This window comes from uncultured Thiohalocapsa sp. (genome assembly GCF_913062725.1).
Taxonomy (GTDB): Bacteria; Pseudomonadota; Gammaproteobacteria; order Chromatiales; family Chromatiaceae; genus Thiohalocapsa.
In genome coordinates this window covers 1-24,241 of record NZ_CAJXWY010000059.1, presented here as the reverse complement: position 1 = coordinate 24,241, position 24,241 = coordinate 1, and the positions used below count along the sequence as shown (strand labels likewise).

At 66.9% G+C, this 24,241-nt stretch carries 18 protein-coding genes; 10 read left to right on the top strand and 8 right to left on the bottom strand.

Annotation, left to right across the window (positions count from 1 at the left end):
• Positions 1 to 72 precede the first annotated feature (72 nt).
• A complete protein-coding gene (locus QZ588_RS14575) occupies positions 73 to 978 on the bottom strand; it encodes an amidohydrolase family protein (protein WP_295543674.1) in 906 nt (301 codons plus the stop codon).
• Between the two features lie 106 nt (positions 979 to 1,084).
• On the opposite strand from QZ588_RS14575, the gene QZ588_RS14570 reads away from it, so the two are divergent.
• The 4 genes from QZ588_RS14570 to yhbY all read left to right on the top strand — a co-directional run bounded on the left by QZ588_RS14570 (position 1,085) and on the right by yhbY (position 4,837).
• On the top strand, positions 1,085 to 1,837 hold the full coding sequence (locus tag QZ588_RS14570) for an MBL fold metallo-hydrolase (RefSeq protein WP_295543673.1): 753 nt from the start codon (positions 1,085 to 1,087) through the stop codon (positions 1,835 to 1,837).
• A 72-nt stretch (positions 1,838 to 1,909) separates the two neighbouring features.
• A complete protein-coding gene (locus tag QZ588_RS14565; protein ID WP_295543672.1) occupies positions 1,910 to 3,445 on the top strand; it encodes a fumarate hydratase in 1,536 nt (511 codons plus the stop codon).
• A 103-nt stretch (positions 3,446 to 3,548) separates the two neighbouring features.
• Positions 3,549 to 4,547: a YhdH/YhfP family quinone oxidoreductase gene (locus QZ588_RS14560; RefSeq protein WP_295543671.1), complete on the top strand. Its 999-nt coding sequence runs from the start codon at positions 3,549 to 3,551 to the stop codon at positions 4,545 to 4,547.
• Positions 4,548 to 4,549: 2 nt separating this feature from the next.
• Positions 4,550 to 4,837 carry a ribosome assembly RNA-binding protein YhbY gene (gene yhbY, locus QZ588_RS14555; RefSeq protein WP_295543670.1) on the top strand — a complete coding sequence of 96 codons (288 nt, stop codon included), beginning with the start codon at positions 4,550 to 4,552 and terminating at the stop codon, positions 4,835 to 4,837.
• 40 nt (positions 4,838 to 4,877) lie between these two features.
• Here yhbY and QZ588_RS14550 read toward each other — a convergent pair whose 3' ends face one another.
• The 4 genes from QZ588_RS14550 to QZ588_RS14535 form a co-directional block, all read right to left on the bottom strand.
• Entirely contained in the window at positions 4,878 to 6,275 is a 1,398-nt protein-coding gene (locus QZ588_RS14550; protein WP_295543669.1) for a VWA-like domain-containing protein, read from the bottom strand.
• Positions 6,276 to 6,284: 9 nt separating this feature from the next.
• On the bottom strand, positions 6,285 to 7,379 hold the full coding sequence (locus tag QZ588_RS14545) for an AAA family ATPase (protein WP_295543668.1): 1,095 nt from the start codon (positions 7,377 to 7,379) through the stop codon (positions 6,285 to 6,287).
• Positions 7,380 to 7,412: 33 nt separating this feature from the next.
• A complete protein-coding gene (locus tag QZ588_RS14540) occupies positions 7,413 to 8,753 on the bottom strand; it encodes a hypothetical protein (protein WP_295543667.1) in 1,341 nt (446 codons plus the stop codon).
• 89 nt (positions 8,754 to 8,842) lie between these two features.
• Complete coding sequence (locus QZ588_RS14535; protein WP_295543666.1) at positions 8,843 to 9,778, bottom strand: NAD-dependent protein deacetylase; 936 nt, start codon at positions 9,776 to 9,778, stop codon at positions 8,843 to 8,845.
• Positions 9,779 to 9,919: 141 nt separating this feature from the next.
• On the opposite strand from QZ588_RS14535, the gene QZ588_RS14530 reads away from it, so the two are divergent.
• The 5 genes from QZ588_RS14530 to QZ588_RS14510 all read left to right on the top strand — a co-directional run bounded on the left by QZ588_RS14530 (position 9,920) and on the right by QZ588_RS14510 (position 15,875).
• The gene (locus tag QZ588_RS14530) at positions 9,920 to 11,257 is read left to right on the top strand and encodes an FAD-dependent oxidoreductase (RefSeq protein ID WP_295543665.1); all 1,338 of its coding nucleotides are present in this window, start codon (positions 9,920 to 9,922) and stop codon (positions 11,255 to 11,257) included.
• A gap of 11 nt (positions 11,258 to 11,268) precedes the next feature.
• Positions 11,269 to 12,081, top strand: coding sequence for a DUF1365 domain-containing protein (locus tag QZ588_RS14525; RefSeq protein WP_295543664.1), 813 nt, complete (start codon positions 11,269 to 11,271; stop codon positions 12,079 to 12,081).
• Positions 12,081 to 13,337 (top strand): cyclopropane-fatty-acyl-phospholipid synthase family protein, encoded by a 1,257-nt coding sequence (locus tag QZ588_RS14520; protein WP_295543663.1) that lies wholly within the window; start codon positions 12,081 to 12,083, stop codon positions 13,335 to 13,337. The genes QZ588_RS14525 and QZ588_RS14520 overlap by 1 nt, the downstream gene beginning before the upstream one ends.
• Before the next feature lie 83 nt (positions 13,338 to 13,420).
• On the top strand, positions 13,421 to 14,644 hold the full coding sequence (locus tag QZ588_RS14515; protein ID WP_295543662.1) for a PQQ-dependent sugar dehydrogenase: 1,224 nt from the start codon (positions 13,421 to 13,423) through the stop codon (positions 14,642 to 14,644).
• Between the two features lie 208 nt (positions 14,645 to 14,852).
• Positions 14,853 to 15,875: a Fe(3+) ABC transporter substrate-binding protein gene (locus QZ588_RS14510; RefSeq protein ID WP_295543661.1), complete on the top strand. Its 1,023-nt coding sequence runs from the start codon at positions 14,853 to 14,855 to the stop codon at positions 15,873 to 15,875.
• Between the two features lie 214 nt (positions 15,876 to 16,089).
• On the opposite strand, the gene QZ588_RS14505 is transcribed toward QZ588_RS14510, so the two are convergent.
• On the bottom strand, positions 16,090 to 17,838 hold the full coding sequence (locus QZ588_RS14505; RefSeq protein WP_295543660.1) for an iron ABC transporter permease: 1,749 nt from the start codon (positions 17,836 to 17,838) through the stop codon (positions 16,090 to 16,092).
• 477 nt (positions 17,839 to 18,315) lie between these two features.
• On the opposite strand from QZ588_RS14505, the gene QZ588_RS14500 reads away from it, so the two are divergent.
• Positions 18,316 to 20,607: a cytochrome c3 family protein gene (locus tag QZ588_RS14500; RefSeq protein ID WP_295543659.1), complete on the top strand. Its 2,292-nt coding sequence runs from the start codon at positions 18,316 to 18,318 to the stop codon at positions 20,605 to 20,607.
• Positions 20,608 to 20,815: 208 nt separating this feature from the next.
• Here QZ588_RS14500 and QZ588_RS14495 read toward each other — a convergent pair whose 3' ends face one another.
• Both QZ588_RS14495 and QZ588_RS14490 read right to left on the bottom strand, forming a co-directional pair.
• Positions 20,816 to 22,171 (bottom strand): DNA-processing protein DprA, encoded by a 1,356-nt coding sequence (locus QZ588_RS14495; RefSeq protein WP_295543658.1) that lies wholly within the window; start codon positions 22,169 to 22,171, stop codon positions 20,816 to 20,818.
• Positions 22,172 to 24,241 (bottom strand): RecQ family ATP-dependent DNA helicase (locus tag QZ588_RS14490; RefSeq protein WP_366929580.1); only part of this gene is annotated, 2,070 nt, incomplete at its 5' end.

The window sequence follows — 24,241 nt, the reverse complement described above, 5'->3', positions numbered from 1 at the left end:
AAACCGATTCGTATATTTTTTGGCAGTAGCACACGGATGAGACCGAATCCTGAGCCTAAGTCGGACAGGCTCCTAGCGGACCGACACCGGCCGCGCCGCGCCGCCGAACAGGCGCTCGGCGTTGCCATACGCGAGCTGGCCGGCCACCTCGGGCGGCAGCTGCGCGAGCCAGCCGCGGATGTCGGCGGCCACCTGATCGAACCGCTGCCAGCGCCTGGTCCAGAAGGTATCGACCCCCACGAGCACGCGCCCGGCGTGCGCCGTGAAGAACGCGCGCCATGCGGGCTTGAGCCGTCCCTGCGCGTCGACGAAGCGCCCGTCGCGCACCGAGGTGTCCGCATACAGGCGAGGATGGCGCGCGAGCACGGGGGCGATGGCGTCCGGCCGGGGCTGGGTGCCCAGGTGCGCCCAGAGCACGGTGAGCCCTGGCTGGCGCTCGAAGACGGCATCGAGGACTTCGGCATCGCCGTGTATCTGCAGCATCAGCCCGCGCTCGGCGGCCATGTCGGCCAGCGCCATCAGCACCGGGCTGCGTGCGTCCTCGGCGAAGATGTGCAGCTCGCCGATACCGCGATAGAGGTCGCCCGCCGCATCCAGCAGCCCGGCGACCCGCGCCGGAAGACGCTCGTCGTGCATCCAGTCCCGCTTGGCGCCCGGTGCGTTGTAGACGTTCAGAAAGGGGATGATCCGCTCCGGTGCCGCCGCGTGCAGCCGCTCCACGGCGCTGGTGGGCATGCCGGAGACCACCGCGTGGGTGATGCCGCTCGCATCGAAGATGGCGATGATCGCTTCGGGCGGCAGCGCGGCGGCATCCACGCCGGTGTAGTGCAGATGGGCGTCGAACAGCGGCGGCGCCGGCGTGGCGCCGAGGGCGTGGCCACAGCCGGCCAGCCACACGGCGGCGGCGATGCGAGCAAGGCGCCGGCGGCGTCGGCCCGGCGGGTTGGGCTGGTTGTGGTCGCAGGGCGAAGCGGACATTGACGTTGGCTCTTTCAAGGATTGTGCAGGCCCGGTTGTGCCACAGCGGGCCGCCCCCGACAATTGGCCCCAACCCGCGAACCAACCGTGCAGAGGTGCAGCGACCATGATCTTCAAACAACTGCTGGAGGCAGACTCCTCCACGTATACCTATCTCATCGGCTGCGAGGATACGCGCCAGGCCATCCTCGTCGACCCGGTGCTCGACACCGTCGAGCGCGATCTGCAGGTGCTGAAGGACCTGGGGCTGACCCTGATGGCAACGCTGGAGACCCATGTCCACGCCGACCATCTCACCAGTGCCAAGCGCCTGAAAGGCCGCACCGGCTGCAAGACGGCGTATCCCAGGATGCTGGGGCTGCCCTGTCAGGACATCGGCGTGCAGGAAGGCGAGCCCTTCCGGGTGGGCTCGGTCAGCCTGCAGCCGCTGTTCACGCCCGGGCACACGGACCATCACCATGCCTATCTCATCGACACGCCCGTGCAGAAGATGGTCTTCACCGGCGACGCCCTGCTCATCGAGGCCTGCGGACGCACCGACTTCCAATCCGGCAGCGCCGCTGACCTTTACAACAGCATCCACAACAAGCTGTTCTCTCTGCCCGACGAAACCCTGGTCTACCCGGGCCACGACTACGAGCACCGCTTCGTCACCAGCATCGCCCAGGAAAAGGCCCGCAATCCACGGCTCGGCGGCGGCCGCAGCAAGGAGGATTTCGTGGCCCTGATGGACGGGCTCGACCTGCCCTACCCGCGCAAAATCGACTTCGCCGTGCCCGGGAACGAGGCCTGCGGCGAATGCCCGGCGAACGTGCCGGAGCAATTCCGCGGCCCCTGTGCGGCGAGCGACCAGGGCTGAGCCCCGAGCCCCGGCGCCCACCCCACCCAGGCGCGCGTGGCACGGCCAGCGAGATCAGCAAGCACCAAGATCATGAATATCATCCGCCAACTGGACCTGATCCAGAGCGTCGCCGACGCCCTGCAATACATCAGCTACTACCACCCACCCGACTATATCCATGCCCTCGCCCACGCCTACGAGGCCGAGGCATCCCCCGCGGCCAAGGACGCCATGGCGCAGATCCTGGTCAACTCCCGGATGTGCGCCGAGGGCCATCGCCCCATCTGCCAGGACACGGGCATGGTGGTGGCTTACCTCAAGGTGGGCATGGACCTGCGCTGGGAGGCGGACTGGGACCGCCAGGCCGGCCTGCAGCAGCTCATCGACGAAGGCGTGCGCCGGGCCTACACCCACCCCGACAACGTGCTGCGGGCCTCCATGGTGAATCCGCCCATCGGCGCCCGCAAGAACACCGGCGACAATACCCCGGCCATGGTGCATGTCGAGTTGGTGCCGGGCGACACCATCGACGTGCGCCTGGCGGCCAAGGGCGGCGGCTCCGAGAACAAGGCCCGCTTCGCCATCCTCAATCCGAGCGACAGCATCGTCGACTGGGTGCTCAAGACCGTGCCCACCATGGGCGCCGGCTGGTGCCCGCCCGGCATGCTCGGCATCGGCATCGGCGGCTCCGCCGAGAAGGCCATGCTGCTGGCCAAAGCGGCGTTGCTCGAGGACATCGACATCCACGAGCTCAAGGCCCGCGGCCCCCACGATGACATCGAAGCGCTGCGCCTGACGCTGTTCGAGCAGGTCAACGCCCTTGGCATCGGCGCCCAGGGGCTCGGCGGCCTCACCACGGTGCTGGATGTGAAGATCAACACCTGCCCCACCCACGCCGCATCCCTGCCGGTGGCCATCATCCCCAACTGCGCCGCCACCCGCCATATCCACTTCCGCCTCGACGGCGCCGGCCCCGCCGAGCTCACGCCGCCCAAGCTCGCGGACTGGCCGGCGCTGGACTATGACCCCACCGCCGGCGCCCGCCGCGTAGACCTGAATACCATCACCCGCGCGGATATCGCCACCTGGCAGCCCGGCGAGCGGCTGCTGCTCAGCGGCAGGCTGCTCACCGGCCGCGACGCCGCCCACAAGCGTCTCAAAGACCTGCTCGACCGCGGCGAGCCGCTGCCCGAGGGTGTGGATCTCAGCAACCGCTTCATCTACTACGTGGGCCCGGTGGACCCGGTGCGCGACGAGGTGGTCGGCCCCGCCGGCCCCACCACGGCGACGCGCATGGACAAGTTCACCGAGCAGATCCTCGACGGCACCGGACTCATCGGCATGATCGGCAAGGCCGAGCGCGGCCCGGCGGCCATCGACGCCATCAAGCGCCACCAGGCCGTCTACCTCATGGCCATCGGCGGCGCCGCCTACCTCGTCGCCAAGGCCATCAAGTCCTCGCGCCTGGTCGCCTTCGAGGATCTGGGCATGGAGGCCATCCGCGAATTCGAGGTCGAGGATATGCCCGTCACCGTCGCCGTCGACAGCCGCGGCCACGCCGTCCACCAGACCGGGCCCGCCGAATGGCGCTCGCGCATCGGCAGGATTCCGGTGGCCGTGGCGTGACGCCACGGGCGCCGCCGGGCACCTGCAGCAGCCCCGCCGCCGATGCGGCATACTGCGGCCCCGCCCGGCACCTGCGCCGGCACGAACCGAATCGGGAGAGCCCATGCCGACCCAACGCGCCTTTCGCATCCACAACGACGACGGCGGCCACCGCGCCGGTGTCGAGACCATCGACGTGCCCGAGCCCGCGCCGGGCGAGGTGCTGCTGCGTGTCGACTACGCCAGCGTCAACTACAAAGATGCCCTGGGGGGCACGGGAAAGGGTAAGGTCATCAAGCGCTTTCCGCTCACCGGCGGCATCGACGCCGCCGGCATCGTCGAGCGCTCGGCGCACACGGATTTCGCGGCCGGCGATGCCGTAGTCGCCACCGGCCACGGCATGGCCTTCGATCACGACGGCGGCTATGCCGAGTCTCTCTGTGTGCCAGGCGACTGGCTGGTGAAGCTGCCAGCCGGGCTGGACACCCGCGGCGCCATGCTGCTCGGCACCGCCGGCTTCACCGCCGCGCTCGCGGTGCACCGGCTGTTGCAGAACGACCAGCGCCCGGACCTGGGGCCGATGCTGGTGACGGGCGCCAGCGGCGGTGTCGGCGCCATCGCCACTGCCATCCTCGCCAAGCTCGGCTTCGAGGTGGTCGCTGTCTCCGGTAAGGCCGAGCTGCATGACTGGCTCACAGACCTGGGCGCCGCGCGAATCCTCGGCCGCGACGCGCTCCCCGGCGGCGAGCGCCCGCTCGAGAAGGGCGCCTGGGGCGGCGCCGTGGACAACGTCGGCGGCGACATGCTCGCGCGCATCACCCGCACGGTGGTGCCTTATGGCAACATCGCCGCCATCGGCAATGCCGGCGGCCTCGAGCTGCACACCACGGTGCTGCCGTTCATCCTGCGCGGGGTGGGCTTGCTGGGCTGTGATTCGGTGCACATCGCCCAACCCCTGCGTACCCAGCTCTGGCAGCACCTGGCCACCGACTGGCGGGTGGACGAGCCGCAGCGGCTGCTCGGCGCCGAGATCATGCTGGAATCTCTGCCGGCGACCTTCGAGCGTATGCTCGCCGGCGGCACGCATGGACGGATTCTGGTCAAGCCGACGGCGCACCGATAACAATGACCCAAGCCTTACAGAGTCACCAACGCCGGGCGCTGAAACAGCGCGCCCATCACCTCAAGCCCGTGGTGCTGCTGGGCGCCGCCGGACTGACGGAGCCTGTGCTCGCCGAGATCGAGCTGGCGCTGGATCATCACGCGCTGATCAAGGTCCGCGTCAATGGCGGCGATCGCGATATCCGCGACGCCCAGGTGCGCACCATCACCGAGGAGACCGGCGCCGCGCTGGTACAGCGCATCGGCAACATCGCCGTGCTCTATCGCGCCGCGCCGGAGGATACCGCTTAAGGGTTCTGGGTTCTGGTCCCAGGTTCCGGCCCCTCCCCGCCTACATCAGCACCAGCTTGCGGCCGAAGGGCGCCTGCATGTGCTCGGCGCTGGCGGGGACGGCCCAGAGCACCGGGAATGGCGGGCAGTAGTCGACGCGGCCGTCCAGGTCGGTGAGGAACACGGCCATGTCCGGGCCGTGGCGCTGGGCCTCGACCAGCAGCGGCGTGAAGTCCGTGCCGCCGCCGCCCTGCAGCACCAGGTCGCGCAGGTTGGAGCGCCCGGGCTCGAAGGCACGCACGTCGCGCACCTGGTCATCGCCGGCCACCACCAGCACCCTGGCCTCCAGCCGGCGGCTGATGGCCTCCAGTTCCGCCGCGAAACGGTGCAGCAGCGGGCTCTCCACCGAGCCCGAGGTGTCCACCAGCACCGCGAGCCGGGCGACGGCCCGCGCCGATGCCCGGCCCGGCTCCCAGGGCATGTGCATGCCGCCGCGGTCGCCGCCGACGCGGCCGCGGTTGGCGATGTAGGAGCGCGACGGCCGCGACCAGGACAGCTCCGGCTGCATGGACAGCCCGCGGGTGAGCTGGGTACGCAGCAGTTGCTCCCAGGGCGTGCGCACGGTCGGGATGTCTGCCATGAGCGCCCGCAGCATGGAGTGCACGCCATCGCCGGCGTGGGCACGGATGATGCGCTCGCGCCACTCGCGGGCCTGCTCCGCTTGCGCTTCGGGATGCGCACCGTCCGCCGCCGGCAGCAGGTCGCGCAGGATGGCGCCGGCGAAATGGCGCGCGCGGGCGGCGCGGGGGCCGTCCTGCTTGGGCTCGGCGGCGCCCGTATCGGCGGCATCGGCGCCGCGGCTCGCGCCCTTCGCATGGTCGCGGCGTCCGCGCCCGCCGCGACGCTCACCACGGCCGCCGCTGCCGGCCCGGCGATCGTCGACGGCACGGTAGAGCCGCTCCACGTCCCACTTCAGCAGGGCCGTGTCCGGCGATTCCTGGTACAGCAGGGCGGTGCTCAGCAAATCCTCCAGCAGCACGGAGCCCGCCGGCAGTTCCAGCCAGTTCAGGTGCGCGAGGGTGCTGTTGACGATGGCGTCGGCACAGATGTTGTACAGCTCAGGGTCGACGTCGCCGGTGAGGCGTTGCATGGCCTCCAGGCGCTGGGGGTGGCGCAGGGCCACGTGCAACACCTGATGGGCGACGACCCCCGTCTGCACCGCCGGCGCGAGCGCCTCGAAGCCCGGCCCGTAGTAGATGGCCACGCCGTCGTTGGCGGCGACCAGTGCGGACTCCTGCGACGCCGGATGCTCCGGCTCGGTGTCCAGATGCCGAATCCACAGGGCCAGGCCGCCGGTGGCGGGCGCGTACTCCACCATGCGCTGTACGGCGCGGGTGCCGCGGTGCTCGTAGACGGCGCTGCGGCGTTGGCGGGCGGTGTCGGCCATAAGGCTGGTCATCACACCGGCTCAGGCCGCTCGCTGCGCGGCCTCGCGCGCCTCGGTGTAGCGCCCGTAAGCCGGGCTCGAGAGCACCGCACCCTCCAGCTCCCGCTCCAGCGCCGTCTGGAACAGCAGTTCCATGCCTAAGGTCTGCACCTCGCGCACGGGCAGCGGCTCGTCGCTGGTCAGGTCCGGCAGTTGGTCGATGATGGCGAGCGCCCGGCCCATGCGTGGCTCGTCCGTGGCCGCCGCCAGCAGGCCGTAGACCATGCCGTAGAGGCCGTCCAGGGTACCCGGCAGCAGTGCGGCGGTGGCCTCGCCGGGCGCGGCCTCGAGCAGCGCCAGCACATCCGTGCCCGCCTGGATCTCCCGCAGCACACCAAAGAACTCCGCGGCATTGGCGGCGCCGATGCGCCCCTGCACGAAGGTGCGCTTGCCGACCTCGGACAAAGCGGACTTGAGCACGCTGGAGATGTCTTCCCAGCCGCGGGGGCTGGCGCCCACCAGGTGATCGTTGGCCAGCTGGCTGGCGGTGTCGTCCAGCTTGTCCGGGCGTACCTTGAGGTAGGCCATCACCTCCGGCGCGAAGTCGTTGGCCAGCGCATAGTCCAGAAAGGCGTCGATGACCGACTGCACGTTGAAATGGAACATGCGATCGGCCAGGGCCGTGCCCATGTCGTGGCTCACGGCGCCATGGAAGGCGGCGTTACCGGCGGCGATCACCTGCCAGCCCTCGGGCAGCCGGTAGTTGCCCACGCGTCGGTCCAGGATCAGCGAATAGGCGGAGATCTGCAGGCGTTGATCCGCCGCCGTCAGCTCGTCGAGGAACAAAATGCCATTGGGCTGCTCGCCGTCCGGCAGGAATTCCGGCGGAAACCAGACCGTCTTGGACTGGCGGTCATCGGCGTAGATGGCGCCGCGGATGTCCACGGGCTCAATGGTGGTGAGCCGCAGGTCCACCAGCGGCACATCGAAATGATCCGCCACCTGGCGTACCACCGACGATTTGCCCACCCCCCGGGTGCCCCAGAGCATGGAGGCCCGTTGGCGGAGCACCGGGTCGGAGAACTGCTCGATGAGCGCGTCTTTCACCGCCGCGATGGACACGGGCGGGATATTCATGGGGTTGCCTTGCAAAACGCCGTCTCCCGGGATTTACCCTTCGGCTTGTGCGCCGGCCGGCTGCTCGAAGCCGCGGTCGGGGCGGCGTGCATCGGCCGCCGCCGCGGGCGCAGTCGTCGGCGCCGGTTTGTCGCTGACGCGCTCCACCCAGTCGCGCTGCACCAGGGCGCGCGGCAGCGGCGGGATCTCGAAGCGCGGCATCTCGCGCATCAGGAAAAAGCCCACCAGCATGAACGGCGGCGCATGAAAGATGAGCATGCGCAGGAGGGAGTTGTCGGCCATGTTCAGCCACTGGATGCCGGGTGTGGCGGCCATGATGCCCAGCAGAAACAGCATCGGCACGGCACGCTGGTAGGTGACGCGCCAGCGCGCGGCCTGGTGGCGGCGGTGGAACTCCTGGGGCGAGAGCGCCAGCGTCGCCGACAGATGCCTCACCATGGCGCCCAGCTTGGCCTCGATGTCGGCGGTGCGCTCGGGCTCGTGGGTCGCCACGCGGATGGAGCCGCGCCAGTAGCTGATGATCTGGCGCAGGGGCCGGTAGTGCCAGCCGATGACGGCGAGCAGGTCCTGCGGCAGCTTGAGCGTCGCGCCGGCGTCGGTGGTGAGCTTGAGCTCGACGGGCATGCCGTTGAAGCGGTCGGCCTTCAGATTCAGGTGCAGCGGACCGACGCGGGTGTTGGCTTCGGTGAGCACGGCGCGCAGGGGACCGTCGGCATCCGCGATGAGCGCCTGATCCGCCGGCGCCGCGCCGGGCTCGGGCACCGCCGGGGTTGCTGGTACCGATGCCGGCGCTTTGCGCCGCAGCCAGGGCAGCCGCGCACCCAGCAGCCGCTCCGCGCCGCCGCGGGTGGCCCGCCAGAGCCGGCCGCCGACGGTCTGGGCCGCCCAGCGCGCGCCGGCGCCGGCGCGCTGGGACAGGGCTTGGGACGCCGGCTCCAGCACATAGCTGCGCGCCACCGGCACGCCGTCATACACCGCAAAGTGGCGGCGCACCGGCACCTGATCCAGCTGCCCCAGCAGGGCATCCAGGTCGGCGCCGTCGGCGGTGAGGGTCGCCGTCAATCCGCTGGCATCCCAAACCCGGCGCACCAGCCGATGCTTGCCCACCTGCGCCGCCTCCAGCGACAGCTGCGCGGTGAGATCCACGGGGCAGTCCGCGGACGCCGGGATCGGCTGCGGCCTGAAGGCGAGCACGCGCGCCTCGCGCCGGCTGGCGGCCATGTCGGCGTGCAGGCCGCGGCGGGTGAAGGGCGCCATCAGCGCCAGGATGTCGTGGTGGGTGAGCGGTCGCAGGGGCTGGGTCGTGCGCAGCGGCCGCGGCTTGGGCTGTGGCAGCAGCCGCGGGCCCTTGCTGATGATCCGGACTTGTTGCATGGCGTTGTTCCCCCGGGTGGTTCGCGGTGGATTGTTCCCAAGTGTTCGGCGCGCGTCGAGGGGTTGGGGTGTCCGCGCGGGCGGCGTGATCAGACCGCCAGAGGCGCCGGTTGCGCCGCGTCGGGGCTCAGCAGGGCCAGCGCCGCGGCCAGCGTCGCTGCGCAATCGCCATCGAGCTTGAGCGCCCCGAGATCATCGGCGCGGGTGCGCCCGCGGTTGAGCAAGGCCATGGGCTGTCCCGTCTGCGCCGCCCGCCGGCAGAAACGATAGCCCGAGAACACGGTGAGCGACGAGCCCACCACCAGGAGTCCGCCGGCGCGCTCGAGCTGTTGCATGGCATGGGCGACGCGCGGCTTCGGCACATTCTCGCCGAAGAAGACCACGGCGGGCTTGAGCATGCCCTCGCAGCGCGGGCAGTCGGGCACGCGGAAGTCGGCCTGCAGGGCATCACCGAGCAGGACATCGCCATCCGGTGCGGATTGCTCCGGGGCCACCGGCGCACAATGCGGGTTGCAACTCGCCAGGAGCGCCTGCACGCGATTGCGCGAGAGCCGCAGGCCGCAGTCCAGACAATCCACCACATCCAGGCGCCCGTGCAGGTCGAGCACGCGCCGGGCGCCGGCGCGCTGGTGCAGGCCATCCACGTTTTGGGTGACGATCTGGCTCACCAGCCCGCGCCCTTCCAGGGTTGTCAGGGTCTGGTGGGTCGTGTTGGGCCGGGCGGCGGCCACCCGCGGCCAGCCCACATAGCTGCGCGCCCAGTAACGCCGCCGGGCGGCCGGGTCGCGCACGAAGCGCTGGTAGCGGATGGGTTCCGACCGTTTCCAGTGACCGTCGCGGTCGCGATAATCCGGAATGCCGGAGTCGGTGCTGCAGCCGGCCCCGGTCAGCACCAAAAGCGGTGCGTTGCTGCGGATGAAAGCAGCAAGTGCCCGCGCCGCAGCCAGTGGCGCCGTGCTAGGCTCGCCGCCCAACAGCGCATCGGCCTCGTCGGGCCGAGCGTCGGCGGCGGCGGACGCGCTCACCGGTGGTCCCCGCTGGCCACGGGCTTCAATGCCGGCGGGTCCGCAGGCGTCAATTTCGCGGCATCACTGGCGTTGATACCGGCCCGGTATGTCCAGACCTTCAGAATAACTATCCGGACGAAACCTGAACAAAACACCTGCATGAGCGAGCGCATCTGTGTCGTCGGTAGTGGGATTGCGGGCCTGGCGTCGGCCTGGCTGCTGTCCGAGCACCACCAAGTAACCCTGGTCGAGAAGAATACGTATTTCGGCGGCCACACCAACACCGTCATGGTGGACGAGGACGGCGAGCCCGTGCCGGTGGATACCGGCTTCATCGTCTATAACACCCGCAATTATCCGATGCTGGTGCGGCTGTTCGAGCGCCTGGGCGTGCCGACGCGCGCGTCGGACATGTCGTTCGCCGCCTCCATCGGCCCCGGGCGCATCGAGTATGCCGGCGACAATCTCAGCACAATTTTTGCCCAGCCGCGCAATGCCATTAGCCCGCAATTTCTGCGGATGCTGCTGGATATCTTCCGCTTCGGGGCCCGTTGCCAACGCTGCCTGGCGCGCTCGACGTTCGACGGCCGCAGCCTCGGCGAGTTCCTGGCACAGGAGCGCTTCGGCGATACCTTCCGAGATCACTACCTGCTGCCCATGGCCGCCGCCATCTGGTCCTGCCCCACCACCGCCATGCTCGACTTCCCGGCGGAAAGCCTGGCGCGGTTCTTCGACAACCATCGGCTGCTGAACCCGCTGGAGCGGCCGCTCTGGCGCAGTGTCGTCGGCGGCAGCCAAACCTATGTGACGCGCATCCGCGAGGCACTGGGAGCACAGCGCATGCTCGCCGATGCCGCCGTCGGCGTGCAGCGCGGCAGCGGCGGTTTGCGCGTGGACCTCGCCTCCGGTCGCAGCCTGGCCGTCGACCGCGTGGTGCTCGCGACCCATGCCGATCAGGCGCTGGCGCTGCTGGAGCAGCCGAGCGCCGATGAACGGCGCCTGCTCGGCTGCTTCCGCTACCAGCCGAACCGCACCTTCCTGCACACCGACACGGCGCTCATGCCCAGGCGCCGCAAGGTCTGGTCCGCGTGGAATTACCTCGCCGCCGAAAACGCGGCCGGCACCGCCGCGGTGTCCGTCACCTACTGGATGAACAGGCTGCAGGGCTTGCAGACGCGCCGCGACTATCTGGTGTCGTTGAATCCGCTACAGGACCCGGATCCGGCCCAGGTGATTGCCACCATGACCTATGACCATCCGGTGTTCGACCAGGCGGCGATGGATGCCCAGCGCGAGCTGCACCGCCTGCAGGGTGCGGACGGCGTGTATTTCTGCGGCAGCTACCACGGCTACGGCTTCCACGAGGATGCCCTGCGGGCCGCCGTGGAGGTCGCCGGGCGGCTCGGCGTAGACACGGACTGGATCACCGGTACGGCTGTATCAACACAAACACCAGACGCTATGGCGGCATCCGCAGCCGCCAGCGCCCCAGCCTGATGCCGCATCCCATGGACATGCGCGAACCGCCGACGCCGACACCGCCGCACCGCATCTTTTTCACCCGTGTCATGCACCGGCGGTTGTTTCCGGTGCATTACCGGTTCGAGTACCAGGTATTCAGCCTGTTGCTGGACCTCGATCGGCTGGATGCAAGTCCGCGGCGTCTCGCGGTGGGACCGCGCCGACGCTCGCCCGCCGGCCTGCTGCGGCCCGCGCTGTTTCGCTTCGACCCGGCGGATCACGGCCCCCGGGACGGCTCGCCCCTAAGGCCCTGGGCGGAAGCGGTGCTGGCGGCCCAGGGGATCCACCTCGCCGGCGGGCGCATTCGGTTGCTGTGCTTTCCGCGGCTGCTCGGCTATGGCTTCAATCCCCTGAGCCTGTGGTATTGCGAGCATGCCGACGGGCGGCTGCGCGCCGTCATCGCCGAGGTCAACAACACCTTCGGTCAGCACCACAGTTATCTGTTGCACGACCAGGGCCGCCCCATCCCCTGGCCCCTGCGGGCCGAGAAGCGCAAATGCTTTTACGTCTCGCCGCTGATGGAGATGGACGGCGGCTATCGCTTCCGTCTCTCCGCGCCCGGCGATCGGCTCGGCGTGCTGATCCGCCAGTTCGACACCCATGGCCGGCTCAAGCTGGTGGCCAGCCAAACCGGCGTCGGTGAGCCGCTGACGGACGCCGCGCTGTGGCGGGCATTTCGTCGCATGCCCATGATGACCTACAAGATCATGTTTGCCATCCACTGGCAGGCGCTCAAGATCTGGCTGCGCGGCGCGCGCTTCTTCCCCAAACCCGAGCTCCCCAAACAGGAGGTGACTTGATGTCCGATCGCCTTGGCTCAGAGTCCGGCCCCACCGATGCGGCCTTGCCCGGAAACGGCGTAGGTCGGATCGCCACCCGGGCGGCGCTGAAGCCTTTCCGTCATCTCTTCGATCGCATCCTGCGCGGGCATCTGCGTATCCGCGTCGGCGAGCACTGCCACGACATGCACGGCAGCGAGGCGGGTCCGGGCGGCGAGATCCGCCTGGTGCGCCCGCTCGCCTTCGCGCGGCGCATCGCCACCCGCGGCCATGTGGGGCTGGGCGAGGCCTACATGGCCGGCGACTGGGACAGCCCGGACGTCACCGCCCTGCTGCACTGCTTCGCCGCCAATCAGCACGCGTTGGTGGAGGTGTTCGACGGCAGCTGGATCAATCGCATCGGCTCCCTGCTGCGCCACCGCCGGCGCGCCAATACCAAGGCCGGCAGCAAGCGCAACATCCAGGCCCACTACGACCTGGGTAACGACTTCTACCAGCTCTGGCTCGACCCCAGCATGACCTACTCCTGCGCGGTCTTCGATGGTCACCCAGACACCCCGACGCCGACCCTGACGCAGGCGCAGACGCAGAAGTACCAGCGCCTGCTGGGCCTCCTGGAGGCCGAGCCCGGGCAGCGTGTGCTGGAGGTCGGCTGCGGCTGGGGCGGCCTCGCGCGCGAAGCCGCCGCGGCGGGGCTCGCCGTCACCGGCATCACGCTCTCGCGCGAGCAGCTCGCCTGGGCCGAGGCGGCGGCGGCGCAAACAGCCGCCGCCGAGCGCATGGCCTTTCGGCTCCAGGACTACCGCGACGTCAACGAGTGCTTCGACCACATCGTCTCCATCGAGATGTTCGAGGCCGTGGGCGAGACGTATTGGCCGGCCTACATGGCCATGCTGAAGCGCTGCCTGAAACCGGGCGGGCGGGCGGCGCTGCAGGTGATCACCATCGCCGACAGCGAGTTCGACGGCTACAAGGCGAGCCCGGATTTCATCCAGCACTACATTTTCCCGGGCGGCATGCTGCCCACGGTGGGCCGCTTCGATGCCGCGGCCGCCGACGCCGGCCTGCGGGTCGTCGCACGCAGCTTCCACGGTCTCGACTACGCCCGCACCCTGGCGGCCTGGCGGGAGCGCTTCGACGCGCAGCTGCCGGCGGTGCGCGCCCTGGGCTACGACGAGCAGTTCATCCGTATGTGGCGCTACTATCTGTGCTATTGCGAGGCGGGCTTCCGCGACGAGCGCATCGACGTCATGCAGGTGGCGCTGGCGGCCGACTGACGTTGGCCTTGGGTCCAGAGGCATGCCGAAACGGCCGCCGGCTGTGACAGACTCCTGCGAGCAACCCTGAGGAGGCGGCTTCCATGCACCAACAGCGTACACAGCAGTCGGCCACGGGCGGCACCGGGCGCCGGCCGCGCACCCTCGGCGTCCTCGGCGCCGCCCTCGTCGCCACATGGCTGCTGGGCTGCTCGCCCCCCACCGGCGCCCTCGAACCCAGCGGCACGGACGTGCCGGAGGCCACCGGCTGGCGCACCGAAGAAGTCGTCCGTGGACTGGCGCACCCCTGGGCCGTCGTCTGGCTACCGGACGGCGACGCCTTGATTACCGAGCGCCCGGGACGTCTGCGCCTGCTGCGCGCCGACGGCACCCTGGCGCCCGAGCCCCTCGACGGACTGCCCCCCATCTGCGACAGCTGCGGCCAGGGCGGGCTGCTGGATCTGGCGCTGCATCCGGATTTCGCTCAGAACCGGCTCGTCTACTTCACCTTCGCCCAGGGCGATGAAGACCGCAACCGCACCGCCCTCGGCCGCGGCCGGCTAGACGCGGACAAGACCCGGCTCACGGCGACGCAGGTGATTTTCCACAACGCCGACTGGAAATCCGGCGGTCAGCACTTCGGTTCCCGTCTGCTCTGGCTGCCCGATGGCACACTACTCATGAGTATCGGTGACGGCGGTAATCCGCCCGTGTCCTTCGCCGGTGAGCACATTCGCAACCAGGCGCAGAACAAGGGCACGCATTTCGGCTCGGTGGTGCGGCTCACCGACACCGGCAACGCGCCGCCGGACAACCCCTTCGTCGACGACCCCAATGCCAAGCCCGAGCTCTACAGCTACGGCCACCGCAACATCCAGGGCATGGCGCGCCACCCGGACTCGGGCCGCATCTACGCCAACGAGCACGGCTCCCGCGGGGGCGACGAGCTGAACCTGATCCAGGCCGGTCACAACTACGGCTGGCCCGAGGTCACTTACAGCAACGAGTACTGGGGCCCACCCGTCTCCGACGTCGCCCAGCGCCCGGACGTGACCGACCCCCTGGTGGTCTGGACGCCTTCCAAGGCCCCCAGCGGACTCACGGTCTACACCGGTGAGCGGTTCCCGCAGTGGCAGGGGGATCTCTTCTCCGGGGCCCTCAAGTTCCAGCAGATCCGCCGCCTCGCGCTCGACGGCGACAAGACCGTCGGCGAGCAGCAACTGCCCATCGGCGAGCGCGTGCGGGATTTGCGCATGGGACCGGACGGGGCGCTCTATGTGCTCACCGACGGCGCCAACGGCGCGCTGTTGCGAATCGTGCCCGAATAGCGCGCGCATCCCACTCATCGATCACATCCCCGGACTGGACCGCCTCACCGTGGAGGTTCAGCCGTGCCGCCTGCGCGCCCGCGGCGAGGCGGGTGCACCGTTGGACGACAGGCAGGCAGGCAAAAGAACGCAAAAACTAATGCGAACGATTCGCGACACTGGTATCCTTTGATTCGCTTCGTTGCGATTCATCATTGAAGGAGCCCAGATGCTTAACAAAACCCGTATCGGCGCAGCCACCGTGCTGTGTCTCGTCGTCGGCGGCGCCCATGCCGAGGGCGAGCTGAACCTGTACTCGTCCCGTCACTACGACACGGACGAGCGCCTGTACACCAACTTCGAAGAGCAAACCGGTATCGAAATCAACCGTCTCGAGGGCAAGGGCGACGAGCTCATCGAGCGCATGAAGGCCGAAGGCCGCAACAGTCCCGCCGACGTGTTCATCACCGTCGACGCCGGGCGCCTCTGGCGGGCCGACCAGGCCGGCCTGTTCCAACCGGTGGAATCCGACATTCTGGAAGCCCGCATTCCGGAATGGCTGCACCACCCCGATGGTCACTGGTGGGGCTTCTCCAAGCGTGCGCGGGTAATCTTCTATGACAAGGACCGGGTCGACCCAAAGGACATCCAGACCTATCAGGATCTCGCCGATCCCAAGCTGAAGGGGATGGTCTGCACGCGCAGTTCCAGCAACATCTACATGTTGTCGCTGATGGCGGCGCTCATCGAGCATGTCGGCCCAGAGGCGGCGGAACAATGGGCCGCGGGCGTCTGGAACAACCGTGCACGCGACCCTGAAGGTGGCGACACCGATCAGCTCAGGGCCATCGCCTCGGGTGAGTGCGCCGTCGTGCTGTCGAACACCTACTACTTTGCCCGCGCCCTGCGCAAGGACGTCTCCGGTCTGGACGAAGAAGCCCTCGAGGGCATCGGCTGGGTCTTCCCGAATCAGGAGAGCTTCGGTGCGCATGAGAACATCTCCGGCGCCGGTGTCGCCAAGCACGCCCCGAACCGGGACAATGCCATCAAGTTCCTGGAGTACCTCAGCAGCGAGCAGGCCCAGGAATACTTCTCGGCGGGAAATGATGAATACCCGGCGGTTCCCGGCACACCCCTCGCCGACAGCGTGGCACGCCTGGGCACCTTCAAGGAGGACACCATCAACCTGAACATCCTGGGCGAGAACCAGGCCGAGGCGCAGCGGATCTACGACCGCGTTGGCTACGAATAACGCGTGCTGACCGCGCCGGCACCATCACCGACGCGGCCAACCCTTAACGACGAAGCGAAAAAGCCCCGACGAGTCACCGCTCGTCGGGGCTTTTGTTTGCCAGCCAGAGCCGTCCGCGCCCCAACCCGCAAACACCGGGCAACCGGCAACCGGCAACGGGCAACGGGGGCAATCGGCTTACTCCGGGTCAGAGGCAGCACCTGCCACTGGCGGATCAGCCCCGCGAGGGCAAGGGCGGCGTTTCGCCCTCGGTGGCCGTGAGCGGCGGTCGCCGTCGTTTACGCTGGCGGCCGGGTCTCGAGGCCGTGATCTGTCGGCTGAGGAGAAAGACGGGCAGCAGACCACAGGCGACGATGATGAGCGACGGCGTGGCGGCCTGGGTCAGGCGCTCGTCCTTGGCGAGGTTGTAGGCCTGCACCGCCAGGGTGTCGAAATTGAACGGGCGCATGATGAGGGTCGCCGGCAGCTCCTTGAACACGTCCACGAACACGATGAGCCCGGCGGTGAGCAGCCCGCCCGAGATGACGGGGATATGCACCTTCAACGCGGTGCTCAAGGGTCCGTGGCCCAGGGAGCGGGCGACGTCATCCATGTGGGTGGTGACCTTGCCGAGGCTCGCCTGCACCGTATTGAAGGACACCGCCAGAAAGCGCACCAGGTAGGCGAACACCAGCGCCGCGATGCCGCCGGTGAACAGCAGGCCAACGCCGAAGCCGAAATGGCTGCGGAAAAAATTGTCGATGGCGTTATCCAGCGTCGCCACCGGGATCAGGATGCCGACGGCGATGACCGACCCCGGCACCGCATAGCCGACGGCCGCCACCCGGTTGGCGGCGGCGGCGAGGGGTGAGCGCTCGATCCGCGCGACATAGGCGAGGAACAACGCCAGCACCACCGCCAACACCGCCGTCATGGCGGCGAGGGTCGCACTATTGGCGGTGAGCTCCAAATAGCGCGCCGTCAGCGGATTGTGGCCGCCGGTGGCCGCCATCCAGAGCAACATGGCCACGGGCGCGATAAAGCCCACGACCAGCGGCCCGGCGCAGAAGACCGTCGCCAGCCAGGCGCGCCAACCACCGAGCTCATACGGCTGGATCTCCTGCCAACGGCCCGACGTCTCATGGAAGCGCGCCCGCCAGCGGCTCCACTGCTCCAGCATCAGTAGCGCGAAAACGAAGGCCAGGAGCACACTCGCCAGCTGTGCGGCGGCGACGCGATCTCCCATGGAATACCAGGTGCGATAGATGCCAGTGGTGAATGTGGGCACGCCGAAGTGCGCCACGGTGCCAAAGTCCGCCAGCGTTTCCATCAGCGCCAAGGCCATGCCGGTGACGATGGCAGGCCGCGCCAGCGGCAGCGCGATGCTGCTGAACGCCCCCCAGGGGGTGCGGCCCAGGGTGCGACCCACCTCCAGGGCACAGATGGATTGCTGCAGGAAGGCCGTGCGCGCCAACAAATAGACGTAGGGATAGAGCACGGCGCTGAAGACGAGTATTGCCCCACCGGTGGAGCGGATGTTCGGAAACCAGTAATCCCGCGGCCCCAGCCCCGTCAGATCCCGCAGCAGGGTCTGCACCGGACCGGAGTGCTGCAGCAGGTCCGTGTAGGCGTAGGCGACGACATAGGCGGGGATGGCCAATGGCAGCACCAACATCCATTCGAACAGCCGCCGGCCCGGGAAGCGGCACATCACCACCAGCCAGGCGGCGCCAGTGCCGCCGATGACCACCCCCGCACCCACGCCGAGCATCAAGGCCAGGCTGTTCAGCACGTAGTCCGGCAGCACCGTGGACGCCAGATGCTGCCAGTTCCCCTGCCCTTCCCGGAAGACATTGAGTATTACCCCGAGCAGCGGCACGGAGAACAGCGCGGCGACGCCGGCGGAGAGGTAGGCCATCGACAAGCGGCGCCGGCGTCGCCTGCCCGGCGCGTCGGCAGTCGGCGTTGGGGTTTCTGTGATCATGTGGGTATTGTGCCAGTCTTCCTCGCTTTCCCGAAGCACGCCGCTCCCTGGCAAACGCGCCAGGGCTGCGCCCCCGGCTGCTGGTGGCTGACTCAGATAGAGGTTGGTACCGAGTCGGACCTCGTCGCAACGCTATCGCCCATCGAGCTTATCAAACAGAGCGAAGCTCCCAGCGAAAGTGAACAGTGTATGAGCCAGATCATGGTGTGCTGATAATTCCTTGCGAATCGTCGGTGAGATTCAGGAAATATTCAGTTTTCCCCCTTAAGCTCGAAGGTGCCTGTAAACAAAATAGACAAGCAAGAGCACGAAATGACATCAAAAAATCATCGACGAGGGGCATGCACCGCTCCGAGCCTGCTACTGGCGCTACTTGTGGCCGTCGTCGCGGCGCCTGCACTGGCTGACGACGATTGTAAAGTAGTCAGCACCCCAGCCAATTGCAGCGGCGATGGCCCGCCACCGGTCGGCAGCAATGTGACGATCCTGGCCAACAACGATCTGGGCATGCACTGCGCTGACCAAGACTACCGCATCTTTAGCATCCTGCCGCCGTTCAACGTCATCGGCGCCCAGGTGATCCTGGGTGGGCGCGAACCGCGGCTGCTGACGCGCTCAGACGGCGTCGAACTGAGTTACCAGGCCGTCGCGTCCAACATCGTCGATCCCACCGACGACAGCGCACGCCCCAGCGCGACGGACTCCATCAACAGCACGTCCCAAAACAAAGCTGTTCAGAACGCCCCTGACATATTCAAAGGCAATTTCTGGTCCACCGACGGCAACGGCATCGATCCCAACGGCTTTCTCGCCTACGATCCGCTTTACCCCGCCGGTGTGCTCGGCCTGTTCCCGTTCCTGCCTGACCTCGGGCTGCCGGCACCGGAAGTAGAGCGGCTGTGGCTCGGTGACGGCGAATTGCACGCGGCACAGTCGCCGATGCCCGGCATCGCGGCGCCCTACAGTGCCAATGATCCGCAGCCTTTTCATACCTTCGTCGAAGACTTCCCGTTCTTCACCAGCCAGGGCTTTGGCTACATCGCGCAGAATTTTCGCCGTTACCTCGCCGAAGGCATACCGATCCTGCCAGTTGACGATCAGGGACGCGGCAACGCCTATCCACTGATGCGCGTTCAGGCACATGACGCCGGTGGCAACCTGCTGGCAGCAGTGGACACGGTACTGCCGGTTGCCTCCGAGGCCGATTGCCAGGGCTGCCACCTTGAGCAGGACGTCTGTAACGGCCTTGGGCTCGGCATCCCCTGCGACGACATCGCCAACTGGTACGGTCGCGGCGCCTCGTTCATCACCGGAGACACCATCGACATCACCGATCCCACCGCGACCGACTTCGTGCCCGGCGAGACGGCGGAGCAGGTCGCCCTGAACGCGGCCAAGATCAATATCCTGCGCCTGCACGATGCTCGCCATGGCACATCGCTGGACAGCGAGCGCTTTGTCACCTGTGCCACCTGCCACTACTCGCCGGCACTGGACCTGGCCCAGCTCGGCCCCAACGACGATAACGGCAAGCAGCAGACGCAGCACGTCAGCATGTCGCGGGCCATGCATGGCTTCCACGGTAATCTGCGTGACGACCGGGAGAACGACCCGGATAGCGTCTTCGCCGCCCTGTTCCCAGACATGCCGCCACCGTCCGAGCGCACGCCGGAGGAGCAATCACGGATCTTGGGGGAAACCTGCTACAACTGTCATCCGGGCAAGCGCACCAAATGCCTGCGCGGCGCCATGGAGACCGGCGGCATGGTCTGCCAGGACTGCCACGGTCAGAGCACCCAGGTTGGCCACGACTTCACCGCCAACTTCCCGGACCAGCCTGGCACACCAACACCCGGCCTACGCGTGCCCTGGGCCGACGAGCCGCTGTGCCAGTCCTGCCACATTGGTGACGTACTGCAGGTGCAGAACCTCATCAGCGCCGGCGCCCTGACAGACGCCGCGATCAACGCCACCGACAAGTCCGGCAATACCGATGGACTTCGCTTGGAGATGGCCTATGCGGTGAGTGAGCATGTCACCAACGGCGGTGATGACGCACTCACGTTGTATGACTTCGCCAACTCCCGCTTCGCGTCCAATCTACCCTTGTACCGCCTCTCCGGCGGCGACGACGGCAGCGACAAAGGCCACGGCGGGCTCAGCTGCGAAGGCTGCCACGGCTCGACCCACGCGATCTGGCCAAACGCCAATCCCTGGGCCAACGATAATAAAACGGCCATGGACCTCCAAGGCCACACCGGTACCATCATCGAGTGCAGTACCTGCCACGACGGCGACTTGGGTAACACACTGGGTGGCCCTCATGGCATGCATCCGGTCGGCGGCACCCGCTTCGCCGACGGCGGACACGAGGATCTGGCCGAGCGCAGCAAGGACGCCTGCCGTGCCTGCCATGGCCGCAATGGCGAGGGCACGGTGCTTTCCCGGACCGCCGTGGACCGCACCTTCACCATCGAAGAATGCGAAAACGGCACGCTCTGCCCCGATGGAGAATACGAGAACTTCACCGTTCGACTGACCCGGGGGCAACCGGTGTCGTGCGCAATGTGTCACGAAAACGAACTGCGCACCGAACCAAAGCCGCCGTGGAACGGCGAATGCCTCCTCGACTGGGCTGAGTCGCGCTTTCCCCAGCGCTTCGCGCCCGCTGGCGCCGAGACCATCAAAAGATCGCGGCTGCACTATCGCATCTACAGCGAGAGCCGCACAACCCTTGGCTACTCCGACGCTACACAAAAAGTGTACTAACAGAATCGCATGGGCGAGACCCGATCCGTGGGTTCGCTGCAAACCTGGCTCCAACGGGCAGGCTGCCGTGCCCAGTAAAGAGTGCACTGCTCACCAGAAACGCTTGCGCTTGAAAGCGTTGCTAGGGGTTGCTAGCACATTGGCTGAGGCAACCGCGAGACGAATCAGTGTCCATGCCGAGCCTCAGCGCACGTCAACTTCATCTTGGTTACTCCAACGCTAAGGCTCCCTGCTTGACGCTGTCCACTTCATATCGTACAGGGTTCGAGAGCTTCTTGAGCTCTCCTTTCTCAACGGCTTGCTTGAGCCAGGCATTCAACTGCGTCTTGTTTAATGCAAGCGCCTCAACCAGTTCGTCGGTGGTGCGGGGCTCCGTCCCGCAAAGCTCCTTGGCCTTGGCGACGAATAATTCGTAGAAGGTAACCCTTGCCAACTCAATGGCTTGTGGACCTCTGCCGCTGGTTATCACATCAAGCTGGGGCAGCGGACCGCTGGCGTCGCCCACCTGCTTTTGCTCAGACTGGGCTTGCGCTCGACTACCCGCATCAGCCTCTGTAGCTGGCTTTGTTGGGGGCTGCGGTTCTTCAACCATCGCCGCTTGACCGAACAGCTCCCGGTCTGCTTTCGGCTGATCTGCGTTGACTCTGAAGAACGCGGCTACCTCTACGCCGTCAATGCCGGCAGGTCCTTCCGAAGCACCCGCAGCAATCAGCGCCGCATTACCGGCTTCAGGGTCATCCGTCGGCTTGACCCACAAAGGCACCCATCCCTTCTTCAAGTCTTCATTCGCGCCGGTCCATGTACCTCCCGTCTTTCCTGAGTGGACAGCTAAAGCTGCATCCGCAAGGCAGTAGATATACTTGTTCCGCTGCATCGCGTTGCCTGCGTTAAACCCGGCTTCGGGATTGAACGATGAGACCAGCACCAAGTTGTTCTCCAGCAGGTACTTGCGGTACTTCGTGCCCGAACAGGCACGCAGCAGGCTGTCGGCCAAAACGCCAACCGCCGTTCCTTCCGCGTCAAGCGCGCCCAGCATGGCCGTCTCATCAACACCTCGCGCCCCGCCGGAAACAATCGATATTCCGGCGTTCGAGGCAAGCGCACCCAGCTTGCTGCTATACACCAGATCACCGTCGCTCACCTTCCGCGACCCGACCACGGCCAGCCCACCACTATTCAGCAAAGCCCGGTTGCCGCAACCAAACAATATTGCGGGTGAATCGCTCTTAAGACGCTGCTTGAGTCGTCTTGGATAGTCCGGGTCGGAGCGAGTCATCACCCACAAGCCAGACTTCAGCCATTTTTCCATCAAGATGGCTAGAGCAGGCCCACGGTCGAGCAGCGCGTTCACCCGTTCGATCGAAACCGTCTTGTCATGCCACCCGCCCAGCAGATCATCTGGATTGCCCCGCAGAAGATGTGCCGGTGTCAACGACCGTTGGTGGAGCCACTCTGCGAACCGCCCGTACTCCTTCGGAGCGAGCGGCCTTGCTGCGCCTGAATCGGTCTTTTTGAAATGGCCCGTCAGGAGCAGAACAGCCTGTGTCGTCTCGGAAACCGTCATTCAATCACCACTCGTGGTGGATGCCAGCGCGATAGGGAAGACCGGCCCGCTGCCCGCCCGCAGTAACAACGCCGCCAGCACCGTCACCGTCCAACCGGAATCAATCACATCGTCAACCAGCAGCACCGGGCTCGAAGGCATCTCTTGCGCTACATCGAACACGCCATCAAGATTGCGGCATTGATGGAACCGATTCCGCTGCATCTTTTGCGGCGCGTTGTCACGAACCTTCCGAATCGCGTCTACGAAGGGAAATCCCAGGCGATCCGCTAGTCGGCGGGCGAAATCCGGAACCAGGTTTGGATGGTTGTTCGACGGAACACAGGTAACCCATTGCGGACCCGGATAGGGCCGCCAGCGATCGCGGATCATTTCGGCCATCGCATCCACCAGCGCGTCCCGGAAATGCCCAGCGTGCTTGTCATCGGCCACAAGACCACCCCAGGCGGCATCCCCCCAGCGCGACAGGATGCGGCCCTCCTCCGCCTGCGAGTTCTTTGGAAAGTTCCCTCGGAATCCGTATTCCTGGAATGCCCCAGCAGCCACTTGCTTCTTCGGCTTGAAGACGATCTCGGCATGGCGAAGAAAGCGAGCGGCTTCTATGGCCAGTCCACGGTCCACGGCGGTTCCCACGACCGGTTCGCCCCGACACACGGCACACTTGCCGCACTCGGTTGCTCCGGGGTCGTCCAGCGCGTGTCTCAGGAACGCCATCAGACAGGTTCGGCTGTCTACATAAGCGAGAATCTCCTGCCACTCACCTTCCCGCTGCTCGGTAAGACGGCGAATACGCTCATGGTCCATCGCGTAGTGGACAGCCGTGCGATACCACCGACTCCCTTGCTTGATCACCGGCGCTGGCGATTCGACACTCAACACCTTCAATACCTTCTCGATTTGGCCATGCCGAAGATTCAGTTCAGCCTGTACCTGCTGAAGCGACAAGCCATCACTGGCCGCCAGTACGTCGAGTATTGCGTCGACATCCCGCTCGTCCGGGAACGCGCTGCGCCGGAAAAACTCATGGATGTCCTCGTCTTCCTTGCCCGCCAGTAGCACGCCGTAAGCCCTGTCGATCGCACGCCCAGCGCGCCCTACCTGCTGGTAGTAAGCGACGACCGAGCCCGGCGCTTGGTAATGGATGACAAAGCCAAGATCCGGCTTGTCGTAGCCCATACCCAGCGCCGCCGTTGCGACCAGCACCTTGATCTCATTGCGGAGCAGCAAGTCCTCAAGGTGTTGCCGATAGCTGTTGCTGTCTGGAAAGTCCGAGTGCTCGACACTGCCGTAATAGGCCCGTGCCTCGATCCCCCGAGATCGGAGCCAGTCCGCAACCTGCTGGGCGTCCCGCACCGTTAGCACATACACAATGCCGGTGCCCGGCAGCTCGATAACCTGCTGCGCGAGCCACGCAAGGCGCGATGCCTGATCGCGTAGGCGCAGGGTTTGCAGCACGAGGCTATCGCGCACTAGGGTCCCACGCTGGATCTGTATATCCCTGAGCTGCGACTGCACGTCGTCGATCACACGATTGTTCGCGGTGGCCGTGGTCCCGAGCAGAGGCATATTCGGAGGCAGCTGCCGAAGCACGTTGACCAGGCGACGATAGTCTGGCCTGAAATCGTGTCCCCAGTCGGAGATACAGTGCGCCTCGTCCACGACCAGCAGGCCGACCCTGTCCGCGATCGGCAGAAGCACCTCATCCACGAAGGACTCGTTGGACAACCGCTCCGGCGAGATCAGGATGGCGTCGATCTGGTCCGACAGGATCTGCTGTTGGACCTGCGGCCAGTCCGCTTGGTTGGTGGAATTGATCGTCGTGGCGCGGATGCCCAGCCGCTGTGCCGCCTCAATCTGGTTCCGCATCAGCGACAGCAACGGGGAGACGATCACCGTGGGGCCAGCGCCCGCATCGCGCAGAATCCGCGTGCTGATGAAATAGACCGAGCTTTTCCCCCAGCCTGTGCGCTGCACCACCAGCAGCTTCCGCCGGTGGTTGACCAGGGCGTCGATGGCCTCCCACTGGCCGTCGCGGAATCGGCCAGCAGGGTCGCCGATCGCCGTCCCCAA

Bases quoted from the DNA above. Each gene is read 5' to 3' on its own strand.
- QZ588_RS14540 (WP_295543667.1), bottom strand. From the start codon at position 8,753: ATGCAACAAGTCCGGATCATCAGCAAGGGCCCGCGGCTGCTGCCACAG.
- QZ588_RS14575 (WP_295543674.1), bottom strand. From the start codon at position 978: ATGTCCGCTTCGCCCTGCGACCACAACCAGCCCAACCCGCCGGGCCGA.
- QZ588_RS14550 (WP_295543669.1), bottom strand. From the start codon at position 6,275: ATGACCAGCCTTATGGCCGACACCGCCCGCCAACGCCGCAGCGCCGTC.
- QZ588_RS14495 (WP_295543658.1), bottom strand. From the start codon at position 22,171: ATGACGGTTTCCGAGACGACACAGGCTGTTCTGCTCCTGACGGGCCAT.
- QZ588_RS14505 (WP_295543660.1), bottom strand. From the start codon at position 17,838: ATGATCACAGAAACCCCAACGCCGACTGCCGACGCGCCGGGCAGGCGA.
- QZ588_RS14570 (WP_295543673.1), top strand. From the start codon at position 1,085: ATGATCTTCAAACAACTGCTGGAGGCAGACTCCTCCACGTATACCTAT.
- yhbY (WP_295543670.1), top strand. From the start codon at position 4,550: ATGACCCAAGCCTTACAGAGTCACCAACGCCGGGCGCTGAAACAGCGC.
- QZ588_RS14545 (WP_295543668.1), bottom strand. From the start codon at position 7,379: ATGAATATCCCGCCCGTGTCCATCGCGGCGGTGAAAGACGCGCTCATC.
- QZ588_RS14520 (WP_295543663.1), top strand. From the start codon at position 12,081: ATGTCCGATCGCCTTGGCTCAGAGTCCGGCCCCACCGATGCGGCCTTG.
- QZ588_RS14530 (WP_295543665.1), top strand. From the start codon at position 9,920: ATGAGCGAGCGCATCTGTGTCGTCGGTAGTGGGATTGCGGGCCTGGCG.
- QZ588_RS14515 (WP_295543662.1), top strand. From the start codon at position 13,421: ATGCACCAACAGCGTACACAGCAGTCGGCCACGGGCGGCACCGGGCGC.
- QZ588_RS14525 (WP_295543664.1), top strand. From the start codon at position 11,269: ATGGACATGCGCGAACCGCCGACGCCGACACCGCCGCACCGCATCTTT.
- QZ588_RS14560 (WP_295543671.1), top strand. From the start codon at position 3,549: ATGCCGACCCAACGCGCCTTTCGCATCCACAACGACGACGGCGGCCAC.
- QZ588_RS14510 (WP_295543661.1), top strand. From the start codon at position 14,853: ATGCTTAACAAAACCCGTATCGGCGCAGCCACCGTGCTGTGTCTCGTC.
- QZ588_RS14565 (WP_295543672.1), top strand. From the start codon at position 1,910: ATGAATATCATCCGCCAACTGGACCTGATCCAGAGCGTCGCCGACGCC.